18 protein-coding genes, 1 tRNA gene and 1 other RNA gene are annotated in these 15,938 nt (G+C 67.1%); 7 read left to right on the top strand and 13 right to left on the bottom strand.

What is annotated here, in order from left to right; all coding sequences use genetic code 11:
* Nucleotides 1-41 precede the first annotated feature (41 nt).
* Nucleotides 42-827, top strand: a complete 786-nt coding sequence (locus L324_RS15045; protein WP_037307675.1) for an IclR family transcriptional regulator — start codon at nucleotides 42-44, stop codon at nucleotides 825-827.
* On the opposite strand, the gene L324_RS42990 is transcribed toward L324_RS15045, so the two are convergent.
* The 5 genes from L324_RS42990 to ssrA all read right to left on the bottom strand — a co-directional run bounded on the left by L324_RS42990 (nucleotide 815) and on the right by ssrA (nucleotide 3,761).
* On the bottom strand, nucleotides 815-967 hold the full coding sequence (locus L324_RS42990) for a hypothetical protein (protein WP_162531616.1): 153 nt from the start codon (nucleotides 965-967) through the stop codon (nucleotides 815-817). The genes L324_RS15045 and L324_RS42990 overlap by 13 nt on opposite strands.
* Nucleotides 968-1,165: 198 nt before the next feature.
* Complete coding sequence (locus tag L324_RS15040; RefSeq protein ID WP_175583835.1) at nucleotides 1,166-1,336, bottom strand: hypothetical protein; 171 nt, start codon at nucleotides 1,334-1,336, stop codon at nucleotides 1,166-1,168.
* Between the two features lie 116 nt (nucleotides 1,337-1,452).
* A complete protein-coding gene (locus L324_RS15035) occupies nucleotides 1,453-2,280 on the bottom strand; it encodes a nucleotidyl transferase AbiEii/AbiGii toxin family protein (protein ID WP_152546863.1) in 828 nt (275 codons plus the stop codon).
* Nucleotides 2,249-3,178: a type IV toxin-antitoxin system AbiEi family antitoxin gene (locus L324_RS15030; protein ID WP_037307668.1), complete on the bottom strand. Its 930-nt coding sequence runs from the start codon at nucleotides 3,176-3,178 to the stop codon at nucleotides 2,249-2,251. Before L324_RS15030 ends, L324_RS15035 begins: the two co-directional genes overlap by 32 nt.
* A gap of 210 nt (nucleotides 3,179-3,388) precedes the next feature.
* Nucleotides 3,389-3,761, bottom strand: a transfer-messenger RNA (tmRNA) gene (ssrA, locus tag L324_RS41160).
* A gap of 151 nt (nucleotides 3,762-3,912) precedes the next feature.
* Between ssrA and L324_RS15025 the strand changes: the two genes are divergently transcribed.
* The 5 genes from L324_RS15025 (at nucleotide 3,913) to L324_RS15005 (ending at nucleotide 8,241) form a co-directional block, all read left to right on the top strand.
* On the top strand, nucleotides 3,913-4,608 hold the full coding sequence (locus tag L324_RS15025) for a sensor domain-containing protein (protein WP_037307666.1): 696 nt from the start codon (nucleotides 3,913-3,915) through the stop codon (nucleotides 4,606-4,608).
* Nucleotides 4,605-5,744 (top strand): sensor histidine kinase, encoded by a 1,140-nt coding sequence (locus tag L324_RS15020; protein ID WP_037307663.1) that lies wholly within the window; start codon nucleotides 4,605-4,607, stop codon nucleotides 5,742-5,744. The genes L324_RS15025 and L324_RS15020 overlap by 4 nt, the downstream gene beginning before the upstream one ends.
* A 52-nt stretch (nucleotides 5,745-5,796) precedes the next feature.
* The gene (locus tag L324_RS15015) at nucleotides 5,797-6,438 is read left to right on the top strand and encodes a response regulator transcription factor (RefSeq protein WP_037307660.1); all 642 of its coding nucleotides are present in this window, start codon (nucleotides 5,797-5,799) and stop codon (nucleotides 6,436-6,438) included.
* Nucleotides 6,439-6,570: 132 nt separating this feature from the next.
* Nucleotides 6,571-6,822, top strand: a complete 252-nt coding sequence (locus tag L324_RS15010; protein ID WP_037307658.1) for a DUF8847 domain-containing protein — start codon at nucleotides 6,571-6,573, stop codon at nucleotides 6,820-6,822.
* Between the two features lie 93 nt (nucleotides 6,823-6,915).
* A complete protein-coding gene (locus L324_RS15005; RefSeq protein WP_037307655.1) occupies nucleotides 6,916-8,241 on the top strand; it encodes an acyltransferase family protein in 1,326 nt (441 codons plus the stop codon).
* Here the strand turns inward: L324_RS15005 and L324_RS15000 are convergent.
* The 8 genes from L324_RS15000 to L324_RS14965 all read right to left on the bottom strand — a co-directional run bounded on the left by L324_RS15000 (nucleotide 8,231) and on the right by L324_RS14965 (nucleotide 14,129).
* The gene (locus L324_RS15000) at nucleotides 8,231-9,127 is read right to left on the bottom strand and encodes an amidohydrolase family protein (protein ID WP_037307653.1); all 897 of its coding nucleotides are present in this window, start codon (nucleotides 9,125-9,127) and stop codon (nucleotides 8,231-8,233) included. The genes L324_RS15005 and L324_RS15000 overlap by 11 nt on opposite strands.
* The gene (gene smpB / locus L324_RS14995; protein ID WP_037307650.1) at nucleotides 9,124-9,606 is read right to left on the bottom strand and encodes an SsrA-binding protein SmpB; all 483 of its coding nucleotides are present in this window, start codon (nucleotides 9,604-9,606) and stop codon (nucleotides 9,124-9,126) included. The genes L324_RS15000 and smpB overlap by 4 nt, the downstream gene beginning before the upstream one ends.
* Nucleotides 9,607-9,658: 52 nt before the next feature.
* Entirely contained in the window at nucleotides 9,659-10,552 is an 894-nt protein-coding gene (gene ftsX / locus L324_RS14990; protein ID WP_037307647.1) for a permease-like cell division protein FtsX, read from the bottom strand.
* A gap of 51 nt (nucleotides 10,553-10,603) precedes the next feature.
* A complete protein-coding gene (gene ftsE, locus L324_RS14985; protein ID WP_005168409.1) occupies nucleotides 10,604-11,293 on the bottom strand; it encodes a cell division ATP-binding protein FtsE in 690 nt (229 codons plus the stop codon).
* 135 nt (nucleotides 11,294-11,428) lie between these two features.
* The gene (gene prfB, locus L324_RS14980; protein ID WP_020633848.1) at nucleotides 11,429-12,532 is read right to left on the bottom strand and encodes a peptide chain release factor 2; all 1,104 of its coding nucleotides are present in this window, start codon (nucleotides 12,530-12,532) and stop codon (nucleotides 11,429-11,431) included.
* A 66-nt stretch (nucleotides 12,533-12,598) separates the two neighbouring features.
* On the bottom strand, nucleotides 12,599-13,099 hold the full coding sequence (locus L324_RS14975) for a PadR family transcriptional regulator (RefSeq protein WP_037307644.1): 501 nt from the start codon (nucleotides 13,097-13,099) through the stop codon (nucleotides 12,599-12,601).
* 279 nt (nucleotides 13,100-13,378) lie between these two features.
* Nucleotides 13,379-13,452: transfer RNA gene (locus L324_RS14970), tRNA-Met, on the bottom strand.
* Nucleotides 13,453-13,535: 83 nt separating this feature from the next.
* The gene (locus L324_RS14965; protein WP_037307641.1) at nucleotides 13,536-14,129 is read right to left on the bottom strand and encodes a TetR family transcriptional regulator; all 594 of its coding nucleotides are present in this window, start codon (nucleotides 14,127-14,129) and stop codon (nucleotides 13,536-13,538) included.
* A gap of 92 nt (nucleotides 14,130-14,221) precedes the next feature.
* On the opposite strand from L324_RS14965, the gene L324_RS14960 reads away from it, so the two are divergent.
* Nucleotides 14,222-15,673, top strand: coding sequence for an FAD-dependent monooxygenase (locus L324_RS14960; RefSeq protein WP_037307637.1), 1,452 nt, complete (start codon nucleotides 14,222-14,224; stop codon nucleotides 15,671-15,673).
* Nucleotides 15,674-15,938: the final 265 nt, after the last annotated feature.

Genomic DNA, 15,938 nt, shown 5'->3' with positions numbered 1-15,938 from the left:
AAGGTCCCTTGCTCCCCCGCTGAGCGAAACAGGAGGTCAGCATGGGTGAGAGCAGCGAAGTACCGGCCCTCCGACGCGGCCTCGGCATCCTCCGCGCCCTCGCCGCTCGCCCGGGTCCGGTGTCCGCGGCCGCGATCGCGCGCGAACTCGGCCTGCCGCGCTCGACGACGTATCACCTGCTCGCCGAACTGGAGGCCGCCGGTTTCGTGGCGCACCTACCCGCCGAGCGCCGGTACGGCCTCGGCATCGCCGCGTTCGAACTCGGCTCGGCCTACCTGCGGCACGACCCGCTGGAACGGCTCGCCGTCCCGTTGCTGCGCAAACTCGCCGACCGGGTCGGGCACACCGCGCATCTCGGCGTGCTGCACGGCAACGAGTCGCTCTACCTGGTCAAAGAGCGCCCCACGCGCCCCGAAACCCTGGTCACGGAGGTCGGCGTCCGGCTGCCGGGTCAGCTCACAGCGTCCGGCAGGGCGATCCTGCGGCACCTGCCATCGCCGCATGTCCGAGCGCTTTTCCCGGCGGCGTCGGCGTTCGTCCTGCGCACCGGCCGCGGCCCGCGGACCCTCGCCGAACTGCGCCGGACGTTGAACGCGGAGGGCAGGCTCGGCTGGGCGGTCGAAGACGGCCATGTCACCGAAGGATTCGCCTCGGTGGCCTGCCCGGTCTTCGACCACGGCGGCCGGCCGATGGCCGCGATCAGCGTGACCCTGCGCCACCTCTGCCCGGGGACGGAGGGATGCGAGGAAACTTGGCCTGACCTCGCGGAAGAGGTCCGGCTGACCGCGGCCGAACTGACCACCCGGATCGGGGGTCAGGTGCGCTGAGCGTGCTTCTTCTGGACTCCTTCGAGGCCCAGCATCGCCAGCAGTTCGGCGCAGTCGAGTGCGTCCGAAGAGTGCCCGGCGACGGTCCTTGCGGCCCGGCCGTTCTGCACGGTGAGGCGGATTTCTTCTTCAGCCCGCACACCTGCCATACGGCTCTGGTCTTCTGCGGGATCGGGACGACTGGAATGCCTAGCCCAGGTCATCTGCCACCTTCTTCCGGCCCTCCGGCGACACGGGGTCGGTTCGAAAGAGGGCCATGGTCGGACACACAGCATGACATCCCTCCCCGCGACAGTTCCCGGCGCGGGTGAATTGAGACGAAAACGATCTAGATTTTGCTACTCTCCGTGATCCAAAAAAGTCCCCAGCCGGGCGTTGAACGGTCCACCCGTGTCCGGCACCAAATGCGCCATTCCCGCCACGACGTCACGGTGCGCACCGGTCCGTTTCGCGATCTCGTCGGCGATGATTTCGTACTCCCGCCGATGATCACCGGTCAGCACGAGCATCGGGAAATCCGCTGAGGCCAACACATCGAGCGGCAATTCCGCGTCTCCCGGCGGTCGCATCCCGATCAAGGCCCTGGCGCCGCGCCGTGGCCGTCGGGTCACCATCTCCGTCGATATCAATTACCTTGCGACAGCCCTTCGCCTCGACCGGCGGCCGCATCCTTGACTCCCTCGGCCAGCGCATGGACAAGGTCCGGCCCGCGCGTGCGACGGAGATCGGTGCCCAACCGGCCCAGCGCATCCTCGTCACCGACGATGCCGAGGAGTACCGCGATGCCGTCGGAGTCCAACAGGCCAGGCATATGCGACCCCAGTAGCCAGGCACCCGCCAGCGCCGGGTCGAAGCCGTGCCGTTCGAGGACTTCGAGTTCCTCGTCGTAGAGCCGGTCCCAATACGGTCCCGACGAATACCAGCCGATCATCGTCCCGAGGTCGATGGCGTCACGCGTGGTCGCGGCACGCCGATCCCACCAGGTCAAGAGCTTGAGCAGTGCCAACGCCGGAACCGCGGGAACCTTGATGACGACCCCGCCGGGCAGGAGCACCGGCTCGGCCGATGCCACAGCTTCGCGGAGCCCGCGGACGTTCATACGATGGTCGTCAGGCCAGAGGATGGTCCGGTCTTCGTCCTCGATGCCGCCATAGGGCAGCACGTCGACCTCGACGCCCTCCACCAGAAACGAATGCACGCTCCGGCCACGTCGATCCAGCCGGCTGACGAACTGTTCGAAATCGTCCCAGGTGCCCATCGCGGCGGCGATGTCGATGTCCTCGGTTGCTCGCTCAGGTGGCCCGCCGACCAGCCCGATCGACAAGATCGTGCGCGCCGTCGCCCCGACCACGAGGTACTCGACACCCGCGGCACGCGCTACGGCATCGACCCGGGTCAGCACTCTCGCGGCAAGCCGGAGCTCAGGTTCGGTCGATGCGCTTAAGTCGATCATCACCGCTCCGAATCCGGTCGCCGTGCTCGCGCTGGCGCGGATCGCCCGAGGCAAGCAGGTCAGCGTAGATCAGCGGCGACGGCACGATCCACGACTCCGGCCCGGGAGCCCGCCAGAACCGGCTTCTGATGTGGACGTTGCCGCCGCTCTCCGCTCGCGCCAACCGATGCCGGCCGATGACCTGCGCCGGTAGCCCGGTGGCGTAGAGAGTGAGCGAGGCCGGCCGCAGATGCGGATCGATGAGGCTCGCCCCGGCCTCCCCGCCCACCTGGACCCCCGAAGAAAGCAAGTCGGCTTCCGCGTCGCGCCACCACGAGAGGTCGGCCGCGGCGAATTCGCCGAGAGCCAACGAAGCGTCCAGGGTGATCGAGTAAGCCTCCGACCACCGGTCGAGCAACTCGGCTCCGCGGGCAAGCCGTCGCTCGCTCCCTCGCTCGTACAGGTAGCCGGCGCGGGTGAGCTCATCGACCACCGTCTTGACCGTTCCAAGCGACACGCCGCTCATTTCCGCCAGTCGGCGATACGGAAAGTCGGCCGCCTCCGGCCAGCTGAGCAGGACGAACAGGACCTGAAGACCGGCCCGGCCGAAGGCGCCCGCTCCTCGCGGTGAGGCATGTCCGGTCGGAACGGCGGGTTTGCGGCGGCCTCGGACGTCGATCAGGACGTCGTCCCAGGCGAGGTGAGTGTTGCCCGCGGTGTCCACGTAGTCGATGCCGCGGGCGCGCAGCCGCTCGGCGACCGGTTCACTGAGGTACGTGGTGAACAGCAGCGGCGACGGAGACGACGGAAAATGGACCGCCGTGGCCAGTTCCGCGCTCATCCGCCGCCTGGTCTCGACACGGTATGTCCGGGCAGCACCGGACCGCGTGGTGAGCCGCATCAGGGCGTCGGCGAGCATTTCACTACGGAGTCCCAGCTCCTGGAGCCGAGAGCACACTTCGGCGTTCAGCGAGTCGTCATGTTCATTCAAATTGAACATACGAGTATTTTGAACGCGCCGCACCCTTGACGCAACCCGCCACCCCGGCAAGCACGAGCGTTTGCCGAAACCTCCCGACCAAACGCGAGAAGCGGCCCCGCCCCGAGGGGCAGAGCCGCTTCCGCTGACCAGTGGAGGTGCCGGGAATTGAACCCGGGTCCTCTGGCGTATCACCAGGGCTTCTCCGTGCGCAGTCCGCTATGTCTCTACTTGGCCCCTTCAGTCACGCGAACAAGCTGAAGTGACGAGCCCAGCCACTGTTTGTTTCCCAACCACACTCCGTAGCCGAGTGTGACGGTAAGCCTCCTAGCTGATGCCGGTGACCGGGTCGGAGGCGACCCCGGACCGACAGAGTTGCTCTACTGCTTAGGCAGCAAGAGCGAACTCGCGCTGGCTCTTAGGCTCGGCGCTTATTGGTTTGCGATGACGCTTACGGTGGTCTCTCGCCTGCACCGGCACGCTTCTCCTGATTCAACGTCCAAAGTCGAAACCGTTCACCCCCTTGTAGGGACCTGTCCATCATAACGCGGACGGCAACAGGGTTATTTCCGGCGGTGGGGCTAGCCCCACCCGGGAGATGCCCGCGGGCACCATGTCCTCCGCCCCCTCCGGAGACGATGCTTGTCCCATCGATCCTGGAGAGGAGCACGACCATGAGTTCGCTAGCGGCCGAGCGGGAGCTGCGCAGGTCCGATCCGTCGTTCGGCGGCTCGCTGGTCTACCTGCTGATGAACCTGCCGATGGGCGTGCTGGCCTTCGCGCTCCTGATGGCGTTCGGCTGGCTGGGCATCGGCACGGCGATCGTCTGGATCGGGCTGCCCATCCTCGCGCTGGTGATCCTGTCGGTCCGCGGCGCGGCCCGGATGGAGCGCGCGAGGGTCTACGCGCTGCTGGACCGCTACATCGATCTCCCGTACCTCCCGCTGCCCGCCGCCGGCCAGTCGGTGCGCTGGAAGGCACGGCTGAAGGACGGCTCGACCTGGCGTGACCTGAGCTACTTCCTGCTGCTCTTCCCGCTCGGGATCATCGAGTTCGTGCTGGTCACGGTCTTCTGGTCGACCAGTCTCGGTCTCGCGGGCCTGCCGATCTACTACCGCTTCCTGCCGGGCGGCGAGTACCGCTTCCCCAGCTGGGACCTGCCGTGGTTCACCGTCGACTCGACGGTTTCGGCGCTGCCTTGGGCGGCTCTCGGAGTGCTGTGCATCGCCCTCTCGGTAGCGTTGACGAAAGCGCTGGCGGGGATGCACGCCCGGCTGGCGACGGCGCTGCTCGGGCCCACCCGCGCCCAGCGCCGCCGTCTGGAGGATTCATGGGGCGAGGTTCCGACGATGGACGCGGTGCGCGGATGACGATCGACCAGCAGGTGAAGCACGTCGAGATTCCGCGGCCACGGCCGCTGAGATCGATCGTCTACATGTTCGTCAGCTTCCTGTTCCGGCTGCTCCAGTTCGTTTTGATCATCGTCGGCCTGGCGGTCGGCATCGGGACGGCCGTGGTGTGGATCGGCTTCCCGATCCTCATGGCCACGACCAGCTTCATCCGCTGGTCCGGCGACCGCGAACGGGGCTGGGCGCGGAAAATGCTGGACACCCCGCTGGAGCCGATCGAGCGGCTTCCCGTCGAGGGACTTTCACCGGTCAAGCGGTGGCTGACCCGGCTGACCGATCCGACGACCTGGCGCGACCTCGCCTACCTGATGGTGGCGTTCCCGTTGGCCTGCGTGGAACTCCCGATCGCGATCGCGTCGATCGTGCTGCTGCCGATGGCGATCTGGGTGACCCCGTGGCTCGCCTGGCTGCACGGCAATCTGGCGTTCTCGTTGCTGGGCCCGAACCGCACTCAGCGGCTGGAGCAGAAGGCGGAGCACCTGCAGGCGTCGCGGGCCCGCGGTGTCGACGCCGCCGAGGCCGAACGGCGCCGTATCGAGCGCGATCTGCACGACGGCGCGCAGCAGCGTCTGGTCGCCGTCGCGATGAGCCTCGGGCGCGCCAAGTCGAAGTTCGACCAGGACCCGGACGCCGTGCGCGAACTGATCGACGAAGCCCACCTCGACGCGAAACTCGCTGTGTCGGAACTGCGCGACCTCGCCCGGGGCATCTACCCGGCCGTGCTCGGCGACCGCGGTCTCGACGCCGCGCTGTCCGCGCAGGCCGCGAAGTCGCCGATCCACGTCGACGTCGAGGTGGACGTCGAACCGCGGCCTCCCGCCGCGGTCGAGACGACGGCGTACTTCATCGTCGGCGAGACGCTGACGAACATCGCGAAGCATTCGGGTGCGACCGAAGCGGGCGTGAAGGTGTGGCGCACCGATTCGATGGTGATCGTCGAGATCACCGACAACGGGCACGGCGGCGCCGAGGTCCGGCCCGGCGGCGGTCTCGCCGGGCTCGCCGACCGGGCGGCCACGATCGACGGCGTGATCACCGTCGTCAGCCCGCCCGGTGGCCCGACGGTGATTCGCGCGGACCTGCCGTGTCAATGGTGACCCGGTCGTGAGTGAATAGGCTCTGCCATTCACTCACGACGCTGGGGGCAGCATGCGGGTTGTCATCGCCGAAGACGCGGTTCTGTTGCGCGAGGGGGTGATCCGCCTGCTCGCCGACGAGAACATCAAGACCGTCGCGGCCGTGGACAACGGCGACGACCTGCTGGACGCGGTCAAGGAGCACCGGCCGGATCTCGCGATCGTCGATGTACGGATGCCGCCCACCTTCACCGACGAGGGCCTGCGCGCGGCGCTGGGCGCCCGCGAGGCCATCCCCGGGCTGCCCGTCCTGGTGCTTTCGCAATACGTCGAAGAGAGCTACGCCGTCGAACTGCTCTCCGGTGGCGCCGGCGGCGTGGGCTACCTGCTCAAGGAGCGCGTCGCGGACGTCGGTGACTTCCTGGACGCGGTGAAGCGGGTCGCCGGTGGCGGTACGGCCATCGACCCGGACGTCATCGCGCAGCTGATGGCACGCGGCCGCAAGAACCCGCTCGACGCGCTCACCGCCCGCGAATCCGAGGTGCTGGGGCTGATGGCGCAGGGCCTGTCGAACACCGCGATCGCGAACTCGCTCGTCGTCTCGCACGGCGCCGTCGAGAAGCACATCGGCAACATCTTCTCGAAGCTCGGCCTGGAGGCCAGTTCCGAAGAACACCGCCGGGTCCGCGCGGTCCTCACGTACTTGGGACGCTGACCTGCGCAAAGAGAGCAAGGGACCTTTGCTATCGCCTCTCGACGACGCTGAAGTAGCTCTTGGTGGCGAAGCCGTCACTCACCTAACATTGGCAGACTGTTGGTGAGCGACGAGCCGAACCGAGGAGGCCCCATGACCGGCAGGCCCTCCCACAGCGCGCGCTTCTTCGGCGGTCCGCTCGACGGGCGAGTCCAGGAACTCGGCGACACCGAGCCGATCGCGGGCACCGTCCTCAAACACGTCCATCTCCACGACGGGCCGAAGATCGAGACCCGCTACGAACTCGGCCTCGCCGAGGACGACTGCTGGGAATTCCGGCTCTGCGCCGCCCCGGTCCCGGAGCCCGCACCGCGCCCGGAGCCCGAACCCGACGGCGTGGGGTAGGGAAAACTCCACCTTCGAAGGGCGAAAACAGGAAGACGGATACGGCGGCCCGCACCGCTGTGTCCGAAGGCCCGAAACACCAGGCTTCTTGGCATGCACACGAGCCAGAAGCGGGGCCGGGACCGGTTCCTCGACATCGTCCGAGCGGTCGCGATCCTCGCGGTCGTCGTTCAGCACTGGGGCATGCCGGTGCTTTCCTACTCCGACGGCCACCTCTCCACCGGCAACGCCCTCGCGACGCCCGGCTGGTGGGTCATCACGTGGGCCTCGCAAGTGATGCCGCTGGTCTTCTTCGCCGGTGGCGCGGCGAACCTGATCTCGCTCAACCGCGCGGGAAGTTCCCGCTCCTGGCTCGCGGCCCGGCTCAAGCGGCTGATGCTCCCGGTACTGCCGCTCGTGGCCGTCTGGCTCTTCGTCCCGGACATCCTGCGCGGTATGGGCATCCCGGATCAGCCTCTGCAGGTCGGCGGCGCGATCGCCGCGCAACTGCTGTGGTTCCTGGCCGTCTACGTGCTCACCGTGCTGCTCACCCCGCTGATGGCCGCGGCACATCGCCGCTGGGGCCTGAAGGTCCCGCTCGTGATGCTCGCCGCCGCCGTCCTCGTCGACGTCGCCCGCTTCAACGACCTCGGCCTGATCGGTTTCGCGAACGCGATCTTCGTCTGGGTCGCCGTGCACCAGCTCGGTTTCCACTACACACAGGGCCGTCTCGGCTCCCTCCGCCGCAACGCCGCACTGGGCATGGCGTGCGCAGGCTTCGGCATCACCGCGCTGATGGTCGCCTTCGGCCCCTACCCGGCCAGCATGATCGGCATGCCGGGCGCGCCGGTGTCGAACATGAGCCCGCCGACCGTGCTGCTGGCCTTCCTCGCGATCGGCCAGATCGGTCTCTTGCTGGCCTTCAAGCCGCAGCTGAACGCTTTGGCCGCACGTCCGAACCTCGAAGCCGCGCTGAAGTGGATCGGCCCGCGGTTCATGACCGTCTACCTGTGGCACATGCCGGCGCTGATCGTCGTCTCCGGGGTCGCGGTCTACGGCCTGGGGTACTCGACTCCCGAACCTGGTTCGGTGCTGTGGCTGACGATGCTCCCGGCTTGGCTCGGCGCCTGCGGGCTGGTGCTTCTCGGTCTCCTGCGGCTCTTCGCCCGTTTCGAAACGCAGGACCCCGGCCCCGCGTCGACCGCTCGCACGCCTCAGCTCGTCCTGGCCGGGCTGGCGATCTCCGGCGGCCTGCTCGGGCTGGCCGCACACGGTTTCGCCCCGCTGAGCGACGGTCTCACCCAGGGCGCGGTGCCGTGGGTGGCACTGGCGATGGGCGGTTTCTCCTTGGCGGGCAAGGAGATCCAGGTCGCCAGGCTGGGGACACGACTGCTCGGCCGCGCCGTCTCGGTCACCGAGCTGGCGCAGCTCAAACGCTGAGCAGCTTCGCGGGGGTGTCGTGCAGCACCGCCCGGAGGAACGGCTCACCCAGGCGATCGTCGGCCGCCCAGCCGGCGATCGCCTGCAGCTGGGTGGCGTAGGAGTACGGGATGTTGGGGAAGTCGGTGCCGAGCACGACGCGATCGGGGAACTCCGCCAGCAGGTCCGTCCAGTCCGGCGGGAGCGGGTTGCCGTGCCGGGTGAACTCCACCCCGACCATCGTGGTGTCGAGGTACACGCGCGGATAATTCCGCGCCAGCTCGAACGCGAAGTCGATCTCCGGCATGCCGGCGTGCGCGAGCACCAGCGTCAGCTCGGGATGCCGGACCAGGATCTCCTCGAAGAGCCGCAGTCCGGTGTAGGCGCCCCGCAGCGGGCCGTGTCCACAGTGGACGACCACCGGGACTCCCGCGTCCGCCAGCGCGCCCCACACGCCGTCCAGCAGCTCGTCGCGGGGATCGTAGGCGCCGACCTGGACATGCGCCTTGAAACAGCGGGCACCCGCACGCAGGGCACCGTCCACAACGGACAGCGCCGACGGCTCGGGATAGAACGTCCCCGTCGGCACGGCGTCCGGGACCCGCTCGGCGAACTCCAGCGCCCAGGACGTCAGCCATTCGGCCATCCCGGGTTTGTGCGGATAGACCAGCGGCGCGAACTTGCGCACGCCGAACGACCGCAGGGTTTCGATCCGCTCCGCTTCCGACGTGCGGTAGTGCACCGGCCAGGCCATGCCGTAGTGCTCCTCGGCCTGGTCGAAGTAGGCCCACACCTTGTCCATGACCGGTTTCGGCAGGAAGTGCAGGTGAAGGTCCACGAGTCCGTCGATGCCCAGCGCCGAGATCCACTCCGGGATTTCGGCGTCCGAGGCGGGCCCGTGGATCAATCGGTGTACCGGCCCTTCAGCGCCCGGCCCATGGCCCGGCTGATGGTGCGGTCCGCGTCCCGCTTGGCGATGTCCTGACGCTTGTCGTAGGACTTCTTGCCCTTCGCGAGCGCGATCTCGACCTTGACCTTGCCGTCCTTGAAGTACATCGACAGCGGGACCAGCGAAAGGCCGCTCTCCTTGGTCTTGCCGATGAGCTTCTCGATCTCCTGGCGGTGCAGCAGCAGTTTCCGGGTGCGCCGCGGCGTGTGGTTCGTCCAGGTGCCCTGCACGTACTCCGGGATGTGCACGTTGCGCAGCCAGACTTCGCCGTCGTCCACCGTGGCGAACGCGTCGGCCAGTGATGCCCGTCCCTCACGCAGGCTCTTCACCTCGGTACCTACGAGCACGAGACCGGCTTCGTAGGTATCGAGGATGGAGTAATCGTGCCGAGCCTTGCGGTTCGACACGATCACCTTGTGTCCACGTTCCTTGGGCATAGTGGCGACTCTACGTGAGTTTCTGTGTTCGAGCAGGTGGTTATCGGGCGGGCTAGTGGCGCACGTACAGGCGCAGTGTCACGTATCCGGTGATCGCCGAAATGATGACCGAGACGGCGAGCAGGATCGGCGCCACCGGGAACAGCAATTCGAGCATGCTGATCGCCGGGAACACGTCTCCCGTGAGCACCAGGTCGAGCAGGAACACCTTGGTGAGGATCAGGAAGACGATACCGATGAGGGCACCGACAAGACCGGCCACCACCGCCTCCAGCAGGAACGGCAGCTGCGTGTACCAGCGGGTGGCGCCGACGAGCCGCATGATGCCGACCTCGGTGCGCCGGGTGAACGCCGACACCTGGATCGTGTTGGCGATCAGCAGCAGCGCGGCCAGCGCCATGATGACCGCGGCACCGAAGGCGAGGTTCCGGACGGCGTTGAGCGCGTTGAACACGCGGTCCAGCGCCTTCTGCTGGTCGTCGACCTTGCTGACGCCCGGTTTGCCGGTGTACTCCTGGATGATCGCCTGGCTGCGTTCGGGGTTCTTCAACTTGACGTGCAGCGACGCGGGCAGCGCGTCCGGGCCGGTGAGCGCGAGCAGTTCCGGCTGGCTCTCGAACATCTTCTTGAACCGTTCGAAGGCCTGCGCACGGTTTTCGTACACGACCGACTCGACGCCGTCGTTGCCCTGGAGACTCTGGCGCAGCGACTGGCAGGCCGACTGCGAGCAGTTCGGGTCACCCGCGCTGATGTCGTTGACCAGATAGACCGAAACCTCGACGTCGGAGAGGAAGTTGGCCTTCATCTTGTCGATCGTGCCGACGGCCAGCAGGCCGATGCCGAGCATGGCGAGGGAGACCGCGGTGGTGAGGATCATCGCGATGGTCATCGTGACGTTCCGGCGCAAGCCGGTGACTACCTCGCTGAAGACGAAACTGGCGCGCATCGGGGTTGATGTCCCTTGGAAGTCGTGGGTAACGGAGGAGGGCGGGGCCGGTCAGCGGCCGATGCCGTAAACGCCTCGGGCGTCGTCACGGATGACCTTGCCGAGCTGGAGTTCGACGACCCTTCGCCGCATCGAGTCCACGATCGAATGGTCGTGGGTGGCCATCAGCACCGTCGTGCCGGTGCGGTTGATCCGCTCCAGCAGCAACATGATGTCCTGGCTGGTGTCGGGGTCCAGGTTCCCGGTCGGTTCGTCGGCGAGCAGCACGAGCGGGCGGTTCACGAACGCGCGCGCGATCGCGACGCGCTGCTGCTCACCACCGGAGAGTTCGTTGGGCAGGCGGTCGGCCTTGCCGTCGAGGCCGACGAGTTCGAGCACCTCGGGCACGACCTTGCGGATCGTCGGGCGCGGCTTGCCGATCACTTCGAGCGCGAAGGCGACGTTCTCGGCGACGGTCTTGTTCGACAGCAGGCGGAAGTCCTGGAAGACGCAGCCGATGGTCTGCCGCAGGCGCGGCACCCGGCGGCGGGCGAGCTTGGCGACGTCGAAGTTGGAGACCATCACGCGACCCTTGCTCGGCACCTCTTCGCGCAGCAGAAGGCGCAGGAAGGTCGACTTGCCGGATCCCGAGGGACCGATCAGGAAGACGAACTCACCTTTGTCGATCTCGACCGACACCCTTTCGAGGGCGGGACGGGTCGAGGTCTTGTAGACCTTGGAAACCTCTTCGAGCCGGATCACGGTTCGGCATACTACCCATGCCGCTCGTTAAGCCCGGGTAGCCCGGTCCCGGCGGCCAAGCGAGCAAGGGACCTTTGCTATCACTCTCTTCCGGAAAGTGACAGCAAAGGTCCCTTGCTCTCTCACGCAGGGTTGCTACGCGGCTCCGGACTGCTTGCGCCAGCGGATGCCGGCCTCCAGGAAGCCGTCGATCTCACCGTCGAGCACGGACGACGGGTTGCCGACCTCGAACTCGGTCCGCAGGTCCTTGACCATCTGGTAAGGGTGCAGCACGTAGGAGCGCATCTGGTTGCCCCAGCTCGAGCCGCCGTCCTTGAGCGCGTCCATCTCGGCGCGCTCCTCCTCCTTCTTCCGCAGCAGCAGCCGCGCCTGGAGGACCTTCATCGCCGCCGCCTTGTTCTGCAGCTGCGACTTCTCGTTCTGGCACGACACGACCACGCCGGTCGGGATATGCGTGATGCGCACCGCCGAGTCGGTCGTGTTCACGCTCTGGCCACCGGGGCCGGACGAGCGGTACACGTCGACGCGGATGTCCTTCTCGGGGATGTCGACGTGGTCGACCTCCTCGACCTCGGGCATCACCTCGACGTGCGCGAAGGAGGTCTGGCGGCGGCTCTGGTTGTCGAACGGCGAGATGCGCACCAGCCGGTGCGTGCCCTGTTCGACCGAGAGCGTGCCGTAGACGTAGGGGGCCGTCACCTTGAAGGTGGCCGACTTGATCCCCGCCTCTTCGGCGTAGGAGATGTCGTAGACGTCCGTCGGGTAGTTGTGCCGCTCCGCCCAGCGCAGGTACATCCGGAGCAGCATCTCGGCCCAGTCGGCCGCGTCCACGCCGCCCGCCTCGGACCGGATGGTGACCACGGCGTTGCGCGGGTCGTATTCACCCGACAGGAGGGTGCGGACCTCGAGGCCGTCGATGTCCTTGGTGAGCGCCGTGAGCTCGGACTCGGACTCGGCCACACTGGCGGAGTCGCCCTCGGCCTCGGCCAGTTCATAGAGGACACCCAGATCGTCGAGCCGCTGCCGCAGCTCGGAAATGCGTCGCAGCTCACTCTGCCGGTGGGACAGCTGGCTGGTGACCTTCTGCGCCGCTTCGGGGTCGTCCCAGAGGTTCGGGCTGGAGGCCTGTTCCTCCAGCTCGGCCACCTGGGCACGCAGCGCATCCAGGTCCATCACCGACTCGATCTGCGTCAGCTTGCCGGTCAGGTCCTTCAGGGCCGCATCGAACTCATCACTCACGTCGGCCAAGGTTACGGCAAAACCCACGACCGGTTGCGGGGAACCGGTCGTGGGCACCTGTCCGGGTCAGGACTGGGGGATGGAATCCAGCAGTTTCAGTGCCGCTTTGGCCTGCGCCTGGGCGAACTCGGCGACGGCCTTGGCGTACGGGCCGTCGGCCGCCTTGGTGGCGGCCTTCGCCTCGTCGAGCTGCTGCGTGTAGTTGGCGCGCGCCGACTCGAGCAGGCTCGCGCGCTGCTTCGCCGTCAGCGAACCGGCGTGCACGAGACGCAGGATCAGCGGGCTGCGGAGGTGGTCAGGACCGGCTTCGGAGGACAGCCACGTCTTGAACGCCTTCTTGCCCGCCGCGGTGATGAGGTACTGCTGGCTCGACCGCGGGCCCTGCTTGCCGAGGCGGACGAGGCCCTCCTTCGACAAGGCGGGGAGCTCCCGGTACACCTGGCTGCGGGTCACGCTGAAGAAGGCGCCGAAACGCTCACCCGCCCCCGCGACCAGTTGCCCGCCCGTGGCGGGACCGTCGTGGAGAAGACCGAGCAGTGCGGCGGCTGTTGCATTCAATTCGGACACGTCCTCTACGGTCCCACTTTTCGGAACCTGTGTCCACTGTGGTCAGCACATCTGTCCATTGTGGCTAGTGATATGCGCTCATTCGGCCCAACGCGCTACGCCTGTCCACAATGGACCGGACACGCTGCGCAACCGGCCTTCGCCACGGACAGCGGTACGCGTCCCCCGCCCCGACCAACGACAGCGAGTGATCGACCCGGAGGGCGCACGCGCCGCGGAACCGGAAATAGAAGAAGCGCGTGCCTGCGATTTTCGCAGACACGCGCTTCGTTTTCTCTGTAGCGGGGACAGGATTTGAACCTGCGACCTCTGGGTTATGAGCCCAGCGAGCTACCGAGCTGCTCCACCCCGCGTCGTTGTGTTAATAGATTACATGGGCCCGGAAGCGGCTTTCAGGCGGGTACCCTTAACTTCCCGGAAGGCGTTTGACCTGGCTTTATGACACAACTTTGTCATCCAGCCAAGCGAAGACGCCGTTGAGCACCATGGTCAGCCCGTCGCCGAACCTGCCCTCGACATCCTCGTCGAAGACCCACGCCGTGGACACGAGGTCGTAACGCGGGTCCCGTTCACCCGGAACCGGATAGACGGCCTGCTCTTCGATGCTGAAACCGACGACGTAGCTGTAGACGGTGAACAGCGCTCGTCCGGCCAGGTACGGTTCGAGCCCGGCGTCGACACGTCCCTGAAACGGATTGTCACCGAGCAGGCTGTCGTCGGTCAGGAAAGTCCCGGAGAAGACCTTCGCCCCGTCACGGTAAGCGAGCATCATCCGGCGCAACGCCCGTGAGGCCCACTCAAGACTCTCCCGTTCCCCCATACCTTCCGGCACCCGGCCCGGCATCGCGTCCGCGTACATCCGGGTGGCCATCTCGTCGAGCAGCTCCTGCTTGTTCTTCATGTGCCAGTACAGCGCCGGCGCCTTGACGCCGAGTTCCTGCGCGATCAGGCGGAGCGTCAGCCCGTTGAGCCCGACCTCGTTGAGCAGCCGAAGTCCGGCTTGGGCGATGTCCTGCCTGGTCAGACCCACTTCGAACCTTCTTCCCGCGATACGACCTTGACAATTTAACGATGTTAAGGGCAAGCTGGGCACAGGTCAATTTAACGTCGTTAAGGAGTGGTATGAACAACCTGGGGACGGACGTGGTCGTGGCCGGAGCGGGACCGACCGGGCTGATGCTCGCGCACGAGCTCGCGCTCGCCGGCGTCGATGTCGTGGTACTGGAACGGCTTCCCGTGCGCACCGGACTGTCGAAAGCGCTGAACTTCCAGCCGCGCACCGCGGAAATACTGGAGCTGCGCGGACTTCTGGACGGCGCCGAGGAGCGTTCCTTCGCGACGGTGCAGGATGGACATTTCGCGATGATCCCCGTCGATTACGACGGTTGGGACACTCGATTCCCCTTCCAGCTGGGGATTCCGCAGGCGAGCGTCGAGGCGTACTTGGAGGAACGGCTTGCCGCACAAGGAACCAAGGTGCTGCGCGGCAGTGAAGTAATCGATTTCGTGCAGGACAAGGACTCTGTGTCTGTTCGGTACCGAACAGACGGTGGCGAAGCGCGGCTGAACGCGAAGTTCCTCGTCGGCTGCGACGGTGCGCGAAGCGTTGTACGCAAAGAACTCGGGATCGACTTCCCCGGTGTGGACGGTGAAGGTTTCGGTGTGGTCGCGGACATCCTGTTCGACAAAGTGCCCGACGGTGCGCAAAAGCAGTGGCGAACGATGCGCAACGTTGGTGAGCCGACCGGTGCAACCACGTTCAAGGGTCTGATTCCGTTGGGGGAACCGGGTCTCTACCGCTTCATCTACGGCGACAGGGCCTCCCGGCCTGCGGACATGCGGTCCGCCGTGTCCCACGACGAAGTGCGGCAAGCGCTGCTCGACTCGTACGGCGACTCCGCGACGGTGTCGGAAATCCGGTGGGCGTCGCGGTTCTCCGATGCCGCGCGGCTGGCAGAGCACTACCGCGTGGGCCGGGTCCTGCTGGCGGGCGATGCCGCACACATCCATTTCCCGGCGGGCGGCCAGGGGCTGAACCTGGGCGTGCAGGACGCCATGAACCTGGGCTGGAAGCTCGCCGCGACCGTGCACGGCTGGGCCGGTGACGACCTTCTCGACACCTATGAGGCGGAACGGCACCCGGTGGGCGCGCAGGTACTGGACAATGTCGCCGCTCAGCTGGGACTGACTCCGCGGTCTCGCGAGTCACGCGCGCTTCGCGCACTTTTCGGTGAGCTGGCCGCGCTGCCGCAGGTGAGCAGGCACCTGTCGGGCATGGTCTCCGGTCTCGGGGTCCGCTATACGACCTACGGGACTTCACACCCCGCGCTCGGCTCGCGGCTGACCGACCAGGAGGTCGACACCGAGGCCGGCCCGCTTCGCCCGAGCACTCTGTTCCGGACGGGCGATTTCGTGCTCCTGACGACCACGCCCGCCCATATCGACGCCGCCCGGGCCCAGGCGCCCCGGTTGACCACGCAACTCGTCACCGGGCTGCCCTGGCCGTCGACCGAAGCCGTCCTGTACCGCCCCGACGGCTACGCCTGCTGGGTGGCCCCGACCCCCACGCGATAGCAAAGGTCCCCCGCTCCCCGCCGCCCCACACGACGACACCAAAGGTCCCTTGCTCCCCGCCGTCCTCTCGGCGATACCAAAGGTCCCTTGCTCCCGGCCGCCGCTCGGTCCCCGCCGCCCCTTGGGCACCTACGCAACCAACTCGCCTGGGGGTCCAGGGGGGCGAAGCCCTCCCTGGCGGGGGCCCGGGGGTTCGACCCCCGGTGAAATGCGAAGGAGGCGTGTGTCTGCGTTTTCCGCAGACACACGCCTCCAACCTCTGTAG

The organism is Amycolatopsis orientalis DSM 40040 = KCTC 9412, from assembly GCF_000478275.1.
GTDB classification, from domain to species: Bacteria; Actinomycetota; Actinomycetes; order Mycobacteriales; family Pseudonocardiaceae; genus Amycolatopsis; species Amycolatopsis orientalis.
This window is presented reverse-complemented; position numbering and strand designations above follow the sequence as displayed.